10 protein-coding genes are annotated in these 12766 nt (G+C 45.4%); 1 reads left to right on the forward strand and 9 read right to left on the reverse strand.

What is annotated here, in order from left to right; all coding sequences use genetic code 11:
• Positions 1–46: 46 nt before the first annotated feature.
• The 3 genes from cqsA to clcA all read right to left on the reverse strand — a co-directional run bounded on the left by cqsA (position 47) and on the right by clcA (position 3948).
• Positions 47–1228 carry an alpha-hydroxyketone-type quorum-sensing autoinducer synthase gene (gene cqsA / locus AACV20_RS00525; RefSeq protein ID WP_017050024.1) on the reverse strand — a complete coding sequence of 394 codons (1182 nt, stop codon included), beginning with the start codon at positions 1226–1228 and terminating at the stop codon, positions 47–49.
• A gap of 199 nt (positions 1229–1427) precedes the next feature.
• Positions 1428–2402 (reverse strand): TDT family transporter, encoded by a 975-nt coding sequence (locus AACV20_RS00530; RefSeq protein ID WP_170907766.1) that lies wholly within the window; start codon positions 2400–2402, stop codon positions 1428–1430.
• A gap of 148 nt (positions 2403–2550) precedes the next feature.
• Positions 2551–3948 (reverse strand): H(+)/Cl(-) exchange transporter ClcA, encoded by a 1398-nt coding sequence (gene clcA, locus AACV20_RS00535; protein WP_170907767.1) that lies wholly within the window; start codon positions 3946–3948, stop codon positions 2551–2553.
• Between the two features lie 492 nt (positions 3949–4440).
• Here clcA and AACV20_RS00540 point away from each other — a divergent pair, with 492 nt between their 5' ends.
• Positions 4441–5427, forward strand: a complete 987-nt coding sequence (locus tag AACV20_RS00540) for a CobW family GTP-binding protein (protein ID WP_170907768.1) — start codon at positions 4441–4443, stop codon at positions 5425–5427.
• Positions 5428–5543: 116 nt separating this feature from the next.
• On the opposite strand, the gene AACV20_RS00545 is transcribed toward AACV20_RS00540, so the two are convergent.
• The 6 genes from AACV20_RS00545 to ylqF form a co-directional block, all read right to left on the reverse strand.
• On the reverse strand, positions 5544–6263 hold the full coding sequence (locus AACV20_RS00545; RefSeq protein WP_017045357.1) for an ABC transporter ATP-binding protein: 720 nt from the start codon (positions 6261–6263) through the stop codon (positions 5544–5546).
• Entirely contained in the window at positions 6256–7539 is a 1284-nt protein-coding gene (locus AACV20_RS00550; protein WP_017046954.1) for an ABC transporter permease, read from the reverse strand. The genes AACV20_RS00545 and AACV20_RS00550 overlap by 8 nt, the downstream gene beginning before the upstream one ends.
• 2 nt (positions 7540–7541) lie before the next feature.
• Positions 7542–8759 (reverse strand): ABC transporter permease, encoded by a 1218-nt coding sequence (locus tag AACV20_RS00555; RefSeq protein ID WP_170907769.1) that lies wholly within the window; start codon positions 8757–8759, stop codon positions 7542–7544.
• Positions 8756–10042, reverse strand: a complete 1287-nt coding sequence (locus AACV20_RS00560; protein ID WP_170907770.1) for a TolC family protein — start codon at positions 10040–10042, stop codon at positions 8756–8758. The genes AACV20_RS00555 and AACV20_RS00560 overlap by 4 nt, the downstream gene beginning before the upstream one ends.
• On the reverse strand, positions 10032–11177 hold the full coding sequence (locus AACV20_RS00565) for an efflux RND transporter periplasmic adaptor subunit (RefSeq protein ID WP_013868497.1): 1146 nt from the start codon (positions 11175–11177) through the stop codon (positions 10032–10034). Before AACV20_RS00565 ends, AACV20_RS00560 begins: the two co-directional genes overlap by 11 nt.
• Before the next feature lie 225 nt (positions 11178–11402).
• Positions 11403–12347, reverse strand: coding sequence for a ribosome biogenesis GTPase YlqF (ylqF, locus tag AACV20_RS00570; protein ID WP_013868498.1), 945 nt, complete (start codon positions 12345–12347; stop codon positions 11403–11405).
• Between the last annotated feature and the right edge of the window lie 419 nt (positions 12348–12766).

Below are 12766 nucleotides of genomic sequence, written 5' to 3' on the forward strand. Positions count from 1 at the left end.
TTCTTATTTGAGATTGTACCATTGGTTTAGTATGTCGATGCGTGACTTACTTGAAATAGAGACTGCTATCATTTTGGGCCCTTTCACACACAGTTAATATGGTATCAATTTGTGAGTCAGTGACATTACTATTTAACGAAAGCCGAATAATGTTTTTATTCTTTGAAGTGGCAGGCCTGCAAAAAACAGCACCAAATATTTGATTCTCTTCTAAATAATCGCGAACTTTTTCTGTATTTCGTTCATCTCCGGTTTCTAGCGCTATGATTTGGGACTCACTTCGTACGCTTAGCCCTATACTATTTAGTCCACGACGCAGTGTGTGTGCATTGCGATGCAACTGAGTTCTTTTAGAATCGGCTGATTTGATAATGTCCAATGTCGCTTCTAACGCTTCGACTTCATAAGGCAAAATAGTTGAACTAAAAATAGCGGGATAACCCACAAAAGGGATACAGTGATTCACATTATTATTCGCCCAAATAGCGCCAGCGCGATACGCGAACGTTTTCGCAAGGCTAGCTGTAATAAAGTCAACTTCTGCTGTTAACCCTAATTCACTGACAAGTCCTGCACCTTTTTCGCCATGTGTGCCAAGTGAATGCGACTCATCAACTAAAATGGCGCATCCATACTCTTTGGCGATAGTGACCAAATCGGTGAGTGGTGCAATAGTACCTATAGTGCTGTAAATCGAATCAACCACAATGAGCCCTGGGCCGTGTCGAGCGATTAGTTTTTGCAAATGATCACAATTATTGTGCATGAATGGGTGAATATTGGCATTAGCGTAACGAGCACCTTCCCACATTGACATGTGAGCAAAAAAATCAATGTAGACGTTACTTTGTGGCCCGCACACGGCTTGCAACAAGGCAGTATTAGCATTCCATCCTGATTGAGAAAGAAGGCAACTATCAAAGCCTACAAATTCTGCAAATTTCGTTTCTAATGAAGGTTTAGACTCTTCATCTTGTAGAAAAATAGCGGACATAAAAACACTATCATGTGTTTTATCGATGGCGTTTTTCAACCGTGCTTTAATTAATGGATGATCAGCCAAGCTTAAATAATCATTACTTTGTAACACTATATCGTTTTTTGTTGGCCTTTTCCCCAGGACTAGGTGTTTTCCGTTAGCATTTGCATTAATCAAATCATTGATAAAATAGTCAATTCTAGATTGTATAGAAGCCGGTAGTTCGTGTTTCCACTTACGTGAATTCATGGTTATATCCTTTATATGTTTTTAATTAAATGCCAGCTGACAAAGGATATATTGAATATTAATTTAAAATTGTCACGAGTGAGTTGTTATTATTTTGGCTGCTATTGCAAATTAAGGTATAGTGTCTTTTATATTGTTCGTCATTGCCTAGGCTTATCCAGCCCTAATTAATTTTTAATTAAAGATAAATATTAGGTTTTTATTTATTAGCAAATAATTCAGGCCAATACATTTTTATATAACCAATAGAAACCCAAATGACTAAGAAAGTAGCAATAGTCAATTCAAATAACCCAAATTGATGTAACCAGTGCCATTGCGGGTACTGTCCTTCAAAGAAGGTGGTTAAACGATGCATGGCGATAGCACTGATGACAGAAGGGAAGGTCACAGCAGCAATAGACGGTTGAAACTTGAGCCTGAGCAGACGGATATAGCAAAGGTAAATAAGCAGTGTCATGGTGATGGCAATGCCAGCCAGTGCGCCTGTTAATATTGGATCAGGATGAGGGAAGTTGACCAAATACGTCGCGAGGGTGAGGTTAATAGGTGCAGCCATAATCGCGAGTGTTGGGCGTGCGCGTTTAGGTAATATTCCAGCAAACACCAAACGATATAACACTAACGGCAGCATAAAAAAATAGATAGCGATACAGACAGAGACGAGTGTTTCTGAAAAGACAGTGTGGCCAAATTGCGTGCCAGCGAGCGAGCTACTGATTAACCCAACCGGATAAAGAAACCAGCTTGGTACAATATGGCTGATTTTAAAGTTCATGGCCTGAAAACTGAAGAAAAGCAGCATCATGGTGAAGTGCAGCAAGAGCGCGGTAAACCAAATAGGATAAGCAATGAGCGGTGAAATTAAAGCGAGATAATCACTTAAGATCAGTAAAGTCATGCTCATTGGAGCCATCAAGCTACCTGAAAGAGGGTGGCGAATGTCCTCCATGAATGTCTTGAAGCTGGTGAGGTATTTTAGCAAGACAGGCAGCAGTAATAATGCACCGAGCAGTGCCAAATAGGGGCGAATAATGAGACCGACCGAGGGAATATAAAGCGCCCACGCATGCCCGAGGCTGATCACACCTAATGCTAGCGCCGCTTGAGAGGGCGGTGTGCTTTGTACTTGAATTAACCTTTTCCAGTTCAACGATAAACTCCATGTCATCATTTGCTCTAGAAAATGAATAATGTATTTCTAGCAGCAAGCAAACGAGCGCATTATCAAGTTTATCGAGTTGTGGTGCAACATCTCACCTTCTAATTTGTTACTTAGACATAACAATTCGCAGCGGAGTCAATATTCATGAGTCTCACGATTACTCTTTTGGTGGAAGATCTTGTTGTTGCAGCTTGGCGTTTTTCAAGGTGCGATGGAGCAACTGACTATAAATGGGTTGGCCGCCAAGTAATTGAGCGAAAATAACCGCGCCAAGGCTAGTAATAATCAGCGGTAAAATTAAATAATAATTATTGGTCATTTCAATAACTAATAAAATACCTGTAATGGGTGCGCGAACCGTTGCGGCAAACAGTGCACCCATGCCTGCAATGGCGAACATTCCTGGGTCAATCGCTAATTGTGGTAACAGTTCTTGCGCAATCAGGCCAAAGGCGTAGCCAAACAGCGTGCCTAATGCCAGCATTGGCGCAAAAATCCCGCCCGGAGCACCAGAACCAAAGCAGATCAAGGTGGTAAAAATACGACCAATGAACAAAAGCAGCAAGATAGCGGCACCGTAGTCACCATTGGTGATATTAGGGATCAGTGAGATGCCACCCCCAGTCAATTCAGGAATATACAATAAAGTTAAGCCAAAACAGCCTCCCAATAATGAACCCGTGAGTAAATATCGCTTACGATCATTGCGATGAATTCTGGCAAAAATATCTTGTGATAGTGTGATTAAACGGTTGAATAGCACACCGAAAATACCAAACAGTCCCCCAAGTAGCAGAAACAGCCACAGTGAAGCCAGCTCTGGAGCTTGATATTGCGGCATTTGGATCACAGCATGTTGGCCATTAATCACGCGAAAGACGATATTTGCCGCTACCGCAGAGACAATGACGGCGCGTACTGAAATCAAGGTATAACGAAACTGCGGGCGCATTTCTTCAATAACGAACATGATGCCCGCCAGCGGCGCATTAAATGCGGCAGCTAGGCCTCCAGCCGCACCAGACGCTAAGAGTGAGTGGCGGGTATCATCATTTTTGATGCGGAAAATATCCGACACCATTCGGCCAATTGCTCCCCCCATTTGAACCGTAGGCCCTTCACGTCCTAAAACCATCCCAGAACCTAACGCGCCCATACCGCCAAAAAACTTCACAGGCAGTACTCGCCACCAACGAACGGGGCGCATACCATCCATCGCGCCTTCAATTTCAGGAATGCCAGAACCGGCGGCTTCGGGCGCAAACCGGTGCACAAGGAAATAACCGATAAACGCCAACGCTGCACTGATAAGAAAAGCGGCCAACCACAAGGGTAAGATATTACCAATCTCACTTTTTAACCACTCGGTGCGTGTTTCAGAAATCAGGTGCACAGCGGCTTCAAAGTAAGTACCAACAATCCCAGCAAGAATACCGACAATGAGCGAAAGAAAAAGGATTGAGAGTGGTGTTTTGTCCTTAGAGAGAAATTGGTTAATCGTATCTTTTGGAACTGTTGCAAGCAGTGACTGTTTCAATCTCTCTCTTTTGGTCATGTAAAAAAGGGCCTCGATTGGTAAAATGTGAACATATTTTGTTACAGAATTATACGCGCCAAAGTGATTAACTATAGCGTCAAAGCTGCAATGTAGATTTCCATATCTGGAAGATGGAGAGATTCTCTACTAAAAACGAGATCTGAGTTAAAAATGAGTTAAAAAACAGAGATTGAACCTTGCTAAGCCAGCCAAATGAACCATAGTTAAAGCGTAAGGCAGATTCAGATATCGTACAGGGAGGAATTCAAGCCTTACCTACAATTTGGATGGAATCAGCAATATTTCAATTCTATGTCCTCGTTTATGATCGGGTTGCATCTATAGTCCTCCCGATTCGCGAACTCACGATTGAGTTACGAGGGGAAAGGCGCGCTCACCGTAGTGCGCCTTTTGTCGTTTATGTACCTCGGCTCATTGTTGCCTGTCTAACTGGCAAACCATGCACTGGCTTCTTATTTCGGTATATACTGCCGCAAAAGGAGTGCTGACATGACAAAAAAAGTACCAACTAACATTATTACCGGTTTTCTTGGTGTAGGAAAAACGACGGCCATTTTGAATTTATTGAAGAATAAACCTGCTGATGAAAAGTGGGCGGTATTGGTCAATGAGTTTGGAGAAATTGGTATTGATGGGGCGATGATGTCTGACCAAGGCGCGCTGATCAAAGAAGTACCGGGCGGCTGTATGTGCTGCACTGCGGGTGTTCCTATGTCTGTTGGAATTAACGCCTTACTTAGGCAAAAACCCGATCGTCTATTAATTGAGCCAACAGGGCTTGGACACCCTAAGCAAGTGGTGGCGACTTTAACTTCTGATCAATATGCACCGTATGTCGATTTAAAAGCCACGATCACTTTAGTGGATCCGCGCAACTTGCGTAATGAAAAATACACATCCAACCAAAATTTTAATGACCAATTGGCCAGTGGTGATGTGGTGATTGGCAACAAAGTGGATCAATGCACTAGTGCTGATGTGGATGCGTTTAATGACTGGGTGACTGATCAATCACCCGCGAAGATTTTTAGCAAGTTAGCTAAGCAAGGTGAGTTGCCTTTAGAATTATTAGATATTGAACGTCTTCACGGCGCAGCTTCTACTCATATTGAAGCGCATCACCATCATCATGCTTCGTTAGAACCACAGTTTGCGTTACAGCCGGGTAAAGCGTTTGTGCGCAAAGAAAATCGGGGCCAAGGTTATTTCAGTTGTGGTTGGTTAATCGGCGCTGAATACCATTTTGATTTTGATGAGCTTTTTTCTATGCTGAGTGCCCTGACCGCTGAGCGTGTTAAGGCGGTCGTCAATACCGATAAAGGATGCTACGCCTTCAACATCAACCAAGGAGTCGTTTCAGTGAATGAGATGAGCTTAGAAGGGTTTGAATCACGCTTAGAAGTGATTGACTCACAGCTCATGCCATGGGATCAACTCGAAGCGGTATTGTTGAAATTGGCGGGTATCTCTCAATAGGATCCAAAGAAAAACCAACAAAGAAAGAACAAAGAAAAAATGAACTAAGAAAGGCGAACTGGAACGGCTTCGTCTTTCTCGTTCACTTTATAACTTCTCACAATGTGTTGAGCTATTTATGGCTGCCTTGTTGCGTGATCAACGCGTTCATCAGATAAAATCTGCCCATCTTTGATATTCACTATTCTGTGAGTTCGCTTCGCTAATGCTAGGTCGTGAGTGACGACAATAAGCGTTCGTCCTTCTTGATGAAGCTCATTGAACAGGGCTTCAATTTCAGCGCCCGATTTTGAATCTAACGCACCTGTCGGTTCGTCGGCTAAAATAATTTGCGGATCATTGACCAACGCGCGTGCAATCGCCACCCGCTGTTTTTGCCCCCCCGAGAGCTGGTTGGGTTTATGCTGCATGCGATCGCCAAGCCCCACTTTTTCTAATAGTGTTGCTGCACGTGCTCGGCGCTCTTTTAATTTTACTCCGCGATAGACCAAGGGTAGGGCGACGTTATCGAGAGCATTAGCGTATTCGAGCAGGTTGAAACTTTGAAAAACAAAGCCAATTTTTTGATTACGAATATGAGCCAATTGATGGCTGCTGAGCGAGGCGACCGCCTTATCGTCCAACTGATATTCACCCGATGTAGGAACATCTAGGCAACCGAGGATATTCATTAAGGTTGATTTACCCGAGCCTGATGGCCCTAGAATAGAGAGAAATTCGCCTTTTTGAATCGATAGCGAAACACCGTCTAACGCTTTGACCAACTCTTCACCACTGCGATAGTGCTTGCTGATATTGGTCAATTGAACAAGGTTCGGTAAGTTTTGTTTATTCACTTTGTAATGCCTCTAATGGCGTAATGCTAGCCGCGCGATTGGCGGGAAACCACGCGGCAATCACACCGACAATCGCCAGCGCCGCGATCACAAGAAAGACAATCGAAAACGACAGTTCGGGTAAGGGTTTCCCTAATTGCTCAAACAGCATATTGCCTTCTAAGGGAGCGTATCTTAATAAGGTGATCAGCCCGTAAGTGGATCCTAAGCCAGCTAAACCGCCAAGTGACATCGTGAGCAAGGCTTGCACTAAATAATGGAGTTTGATAGTGGTTGGCGTAGCTCCGACGGCCATTCGTACACCGATGTCTCGCGTGGATCGTTTTACCGTGGCGTACATGACATTGGCAATACCAATGCCTGCTACGCCGAGGGTAATAAGCCCAATAATGCCCAAAAAGCCTTGTAGACCGAATAAGAAACGGCGCATGCTTTTTTGCCTCAATAGCATGTCTTCGACTTGCAAGAGCTGCGTGTCTGAAGCACTGGCACCGTACTTTCTGGCGATCACTTGCTTAATCACTTGCGCGGCTTTTTCGCGATCAACCGTGGCATTGAGCTGCACATTGATCGCTGCAATCGCTGCGTTGGGGTTAAAACGTTGCCAAGTGCGAAAAGGCACAAATACCGCGTAGTCAATAGGGGTTCCTTGTTCTACCTCTGCACTTGTCTGCGCTATCACGCCGATAACGGTAAAGTTTTCATCACCTATTTTTATCAATTGACCTACAGGGTTTATGCTCAGCGTCTGGGGTTCCAGCCAACTCCAACCATCCTCAGAATTGAACAATTGCACTGCGGCGTTATAACCGAGTACAACCACTTTACGCTGCTGTTGATTATCGAGCGGGTTGATCCATCGCCCTCCTTTGGCTATCTCAATACCAGTTAAAGACTGATATTCTGGGTTAACCGCTAGTGGGCGCTGCCAGGTGCCATTGTCTTGATTGCTGACGCGTTTATCCCATTGTGCGCTGACTTCAGCGCGTTGGATAAAGGGCAGTGCGCGAACAAGCTCAACATCATCCGCTTGCAAAGAGAGGGCTTTCCCTTCAAAAAAGCGTCCGGCGGTCTGGCTGGCATAACCCCCGGTCACATAGAGTAAATTGCCATTGCCACTTTGTGATGAGCGTGTCAGCCCTTGGCGTAATCCTTCGCCTGTTGCGAGCATGGTGGCGATGCAAAGTGTACCCCAAGCCACCGCTAAAATAGTGAGTAGCAAGCGTAGTTTTTCGGCCGCCATCTCTTGATAAATTTGCCTGATAGGTAACATCATTATTAAGTCCTCGCACTTAAGGCGATGACGGGGGTGAGATTGGCGGCACGCTTTGCTGGGAAATAAGCGGCCAGCAGTGCAAACAACGTAGTGACGAGCAGTGACCAGCCTAGAGCCGGCACAGTGATGACTGGTTCGCCGAGCCAATCAGGTAAGCCGATGTAATTCAGTAATAGCACCACCAGATAGGAGAGGAGCATTCCAATCACTGTACCTAATGCCACTAGCAACCCACCTTCTAAAATAAACTGGCGCAAAATGATCTTCGGTGTTGCGCCAATGGCTAAACGCACACCAATTTCCCGCGTTCTTTCCGTGACAGAAAGGAACATGATATTGGCGACGCCCAAAGCGCCGACCGCAAGCGTCATCGCTCCACTTGCCCCTAAGAACAGCTGTATACCTCGAAACAAGGCATTGAAAAACTGAGCGCCGCTACTGAAGTCAGGTAGGTTTATGGCCTCAGTATCGCTCGGATCAAAATGTTTCTGTTTGGCGAAGAAAGAGAGGATGTTCATGCGCAATACCGCTGCTGGTATCCCTGCGGCGGGCTGCACAAGGAAAAATTCAGGCTCACTTTGCCAAAGATCAGTAAAAGCGCTGCTTGGGATCATCACTTGGCTGTTTTCATTGTTTATAGAAATGCCCCCTTCTTGCTGCTGAGTAATGCCGACAACCGAGAAGGGAATGGTATTGACTTTGATCGTATCACCAATAGATAGCTGACCAACTTGTGCCAACTGCCAACCAACCACCGCAATTCGGGAATGGTTTTGCTGATCGCTGGCGTGAATGCCGCGTGACCCCGCGGTCAGTTGCAAGTTGCGCAATGCTAAAAATTGAGAGTCGATCCCGCTGACATAACCGGGAAGCATTCGGCCTTTTACATTCGTCACTTTAGCATCCCATTTTCCGTAGATAACTGATAATGCGCTGATGTTTGGGTGCTGTGCCAAAGCGCGCATTTCCGGCTCTAAAAGGGTAATCGCTCGTCTTGCTGCAAGCCCTTGCCAAGGTTTGGTGGTTTGGCTGGGGAAAGCCATTTGTGTATCGCTCATTAACAGCGCGAAAGATTGTGTATTGACGCGATAAAATCCTTCACCTAAGGCAACGAGCACTAAAACAGAAACAATACCCCAAACGATAGCAATGACCGCGAGGGCGCTGCGTAGCCGATGGGCAAGCAGCGTTTGCACGACTTGCTGTAGGCTTGAGATCATGAGTGCAGAGCCTGAGAGAGCGAAGCGATCACGTCATCATCTAACTGCCCAGCAGCTTGCAGCAGGCCAATCCGCTGCTTCCAATATTGGTACAATCGCCGTTGTAGACTGTTTTTACTGTTAAACAGAGCGTTATGGGCGTCAATCAAATCAGAAGCTTCAGTCATTCCTGACTCATAAACGGTTTGTTTACTTTTTAAAGCTTGCTCTCGTGAGCGGACTTGTAACTGAGCCATCTCCACTTGTCGCCAATCCAGATGGATTTGGTTAAAGCCACTTTGAATTTTGCGTTTAATCTCGATATCTACCTTGCGCAGTACTTGCTTGGCGCTTAAGACTTGCAGCGCAGCCTGATCGACCGTGGCGCGCGTGGAACCATTCAAATCCAACGGAATTTTTAAGCTTAAACCTGTACTGAGATCCCCATCTCGACCCTGATCATTGTCTTGGTAAGAAACACTGCCAGATAAGGTGGGATAATATTTGGCTTTGGCTGCATCTCGGCCAAATTCAGAAGCGGCGACTTCCTGCTGGGCAGCCAATAACTCAGGGCTGTTATTCTGCGCAAGCTTTAACCATTCAGTTTCGCTGCTGACCTGCATTGGCGGTTCAATGAGGTCGGTCGTTTTAATTTGGTCAATGTGCTGTGGGTCTTGATTGATGAGCGCGATAAGGGCTGACTTTTTCTCTTCTAGAGCAGCTTGCGCACTGAGTATATCGGCTTGCTCATCGACGTGGTTAGCACGCATGTCTTCCAATGCCGTTGATCGAATTTTTCCTGCTTTGTAGCGCTGCTCGGTAATCTTCAGCAGTTTTGCACCTTCTACGAACTTTTGCTCAGCAAGTTGTAGATCGCCTTGTGCGCTGGCGAGATCGAGATAGGCATACAGTAATGTTGCAGCCAGCTCATTATGTGCAGTCTTCACTTTTAATTGTGATGCCACATAGCTTGCTTGAGATTGGTCGAGCTGTGCCCAATTAGCGCTATCCCAAATGGTTTGGCTTAATGTGGCACTATAGCCTTTAGTGTTGTTGCCATCGTCATCCCATGAGGTATCCGCGCTGAGGCTAAAAGAAGGCAGCAAGGCACTTTTGGTACTTCGGACCTCTGTTTCACTGATTTGAGATTGGATCTGTGCTTGTGAATAAGTAGGGTCAAAAGCTTTGGCGGCTTGCCAAGCTTGTTCAATAGTGATGGCGTGAGCTGAAAAAATCACCGCGCCACAGAACGTCATTAGCGCGGCTGCTAGCGCATTACGTTGAAAAGGGCGCTTAGTGGTCATCTTTGCCTCCGAATAAACTGTTGTCGATGATCACATCGTCCGCTGATAAACCCGCAATCACTTCCACATTAATGCCATCGGACAAACCTAAGGTTACGGCGCGCACTTGGTAACCTTGTTCTGACTGATCTGGGATCAAGACTTCAGGTTTTTCACCGCTAAATCGTAATGCGCGTTCTGGAATGGTGATGACGTTTTCCACGCTCTTTAATGTGATCTGTGCGGTAGCAGAAAAGCCCGAGCGAATCACCATATTGTCAGGAAAGCGAATCTGGTTAATCTCCACTTCAAATCCATTATCAAAGCTAGTCGTTTTAGTATCACTAGGGTTATTCAACTTATCAGATTGAACCGCAACTTTGCTTAATACGCCGCTGATTTCTGCTTCTGGATACGGTGCTAACGTTAAGTTGACGGCCATCCCTGCGGCGAGTTGTGCCGCATCATGTTCACTGACACTGCCTTTGAAAATCATGTCATTCATATCGGCAATCGACATCATTTCAGTCGCCGCTTGGCTTGAGGCCGTGGAGATGATCGGCTCTCCCACTTCCACTTTTAAGTTTAAAATGGTGCCATCAATGGGGGCGACGAGTGTGGACGTGAGTTTCGAATCGCCAACCGATGCTTCACCGCTGCGGATCAGCTCAAGGTTCTGCCTTTTTTGTTGCACTTCGGCTTGTTTTGATTTCAGCTCTGATTTTGCTTGGATTAGCTCACCGTAGTTTTCCGGCACAATCTTTTGTTCAACTAACTGCTGCAAGTTTGCCAGCGTCTGTTTGGCGGAATCTAAGCTCGCCTCACTTTGCATTAAAGCGGTGGTTGCGTCGGTTAACGCTTGCGGTGTTGGATTTGGACGCACTTTGATCAAAGGCGTGCCCAAGGTAACTTGTTCACCGACCCGATGATAAATTTCACCGACAATCCCCTCAATTTGCGATTTTATAGATACCGAGTGAGCTGGCACGATTTGGCCAACAGCGATTGCCTGTTTGGCAATATTTCCCTGTTCGACCGTCAGAGTGGGGAAAGCCGAGAGAGATTCATTGCTATTAGTAGTTAGGTAATAGCCCCCGCTGATTAAGGCGGCGCTAATTACCGCGATGGCCCAACGCTTTTTCATGAACAATTCCATATCTAAGGAGAAAATAAACAATGGTGGTATGACTTGAGTGTCATCAGAAGGTTCCTTCATGCTATAGAAGTAGCGCATAAAAACCTGTATTGATTTGTCATGATAATGTCAGCTAGAAATAGCAAACAGCATGCAGTTGTCTGTTCTGATGAAAAGGGCGATCATTGACCGCCCTGATGGTAATAGTAGAAATGAGGTGTAGCGTAGAAGGTATCCGAGAGGAATTTAGCGTTTATTACGCAAATAACGTTTACGACGCTCTACTTTTTTGGCTGCTTTTTCCTCGGCTTCTCTGGCCGCTCGTTCTTCCACTTCCACTAACTCTTTGGTGATCATTTCAGGGCGTTCAAGAGTAATTTGGCCGAGAATACCTTGGCGCAATTCATGCAGTAGGATTTCCGAAGCTTTGTGCAGATCAATACGGCCACCGGGGCGCAGAGCACCACGTTTGCGGCCAATTTCTTCCATCCATTCCACGTCAGATTGAGGTAGCTCATCGATTTGATAACGCTCTTGCAAACGCTCAGGATAAGCTTGCGCTAAATACTCAACAGTATAAAAGGCTACATCCTCATATTCCATTGCAGTATCTTTTACTGCCCCCGTTGCGGCTAGGCGAAAACCACTGTGTGGGTTTTCCACTTTAGGCCATAAAATTCCCGGAGTATCGGACAGCACAATGCCATTTTGCAAATTGATACGTTGTTGGCGGCGAGTAACGGCGGGTTGGTTACCTGTTTGAGCCACAGCGCGACCGGCTAACGTATTGATGATGGTTGATTTACCTACGTTCGGGATACCCATGATCATGGTGCGAATATTTTTCCCCACTTCTTCACGATGTGGTGCCAACTTACGGCAAAGTTCCATGATTTTATGCACTTCTTGAGGGTTAGACGTGGTTACCGCCATTGCTTTCACCCCTTGTTCTTTCTCAAAATGGTCGATCCACAATTGCGTCATTTCAGGGTCTGCTAGGTCACGTTTATTGAGTACCTTCACACACGGTTTATTACCACGCAAATGGGAGATAAGTGGATTCTCGCTGCTAAACGGGATACGAGCGTCCAACACTTCGATAATCACATCAACTTGCGGAATGACCTCTTCGATCTCCTTACGTGCTTTATGCATGTGTCCCGGAAACCATTGAATTGTGTTGTTAACCATTTGAAAACTGCCTTTTAATGTAAAAATTCTGCTGGTGGAGGAAGAGAGTTTTTATTGATGTTTATGAGAATCATCAACAAGGTTTACTGATAACCACCGCAGTTTTAGATGTGATGATGTTAACATTTAATTGGCGAGGCTGGAATCTAAGCTGTGCGGTGAACTTTACGTGTTCTGTCAATGGTGAGATGGCTTAGGATTGACGACGCTTGTGCAGTTACATCTCTTGTCGGTGAGAGAGCACTGAACCGAGCAAAAATTCGGTCAGATCGTGCTTGGTTAAGCAAGTTTTTGCCCAGTGGAGCAATTTATTGCTCAATCAGTCAAAAAGCCAAAGTTAACCTATTGAAATATAATAATTTAACACTGGCATTGCTTTTGCTTAGTGAGGCATTACATTATGCGATGCGATTCACGAA

Source organism: Vibrio sp. B4-6, assembly GCF_963888245.1.
Taxonomy (GTDB): domain Bacteria; phylum Pseudomonadota; class Gammaproteobacteria; order Enterobacterales; family Vibrionaceae; genus Vibrio; species Vibrio anguillarum.

What these genes read in the sequence shown, in the direction of transcription:
- AACV20_RS00550 (WP_017046954.1), bottom strand. Translation starts at nt 7,539, where the DNA reads ATGATGTTACCTATCAGGCAAATTTATCAAGAGATGGCGGCCGAAAAA.
- AACV20_RS00560 (WP_170907770.1), bottom strand. Translation starts at nt 10,042, where the DNA reads ATGACCACTAAGCGCCCTTTTCAACGTAATGCGCTAGCAGCCGCGCTA.
- AACV20_RS00530 (WP_170907766.1), bottom strand. Translation starts at nt 2,402, where the DNA reads ATGATGACATGGAGTTTATCGTTGAACTGGAAAAGGTTAATTCAAGTA.
- AACV20_RS00540 (WP_170907768.1), top strand. Translation starts at nt 4,441, where the DNA reads ATGACAAAAAAAGTACCAACTAACATTATTACCGGTTTTCTTGGTGTA.
- ylqF (WP_013868498.1), bottom strand. Translation starts at nt 12,347, where the DNA reads ATGGTTAACAACACAATTCAATGGTTTCCGGGACACATGCATAAAGCA.
- clcA (WP_170907767.1), bottom strand. Translation starts at nt 3,948, where the DNA reads ATGACCAAAAGAGAGAGATTGAAACAGTCACTGCTTGCAACAGTTCCA.
- cqsA (WP_017050024.1), bottom strand. Translation starts at nt 1,228, where the DNA reads ATGAATTCACGTAAGTGGAAACACGAACTACCGGCTTCTATACAATCT.
- AACV20_RS00555 (WP_170907769.1), bottom strand. Translation starts at nt 8,759, where the DNA reads ATGATCTCAAGCCTACAGCAAGTCGTGCAAACGCTGCTTGCCCATCGG.
- AACV20_RS00565 (WP_013868497.1), bottom strand. Translation starts at nt 11,177, where the DNA reads ATGGAATTGTTCATGAAAAAGCGTTGGGCCATCGCGGTAATTAGCGCC.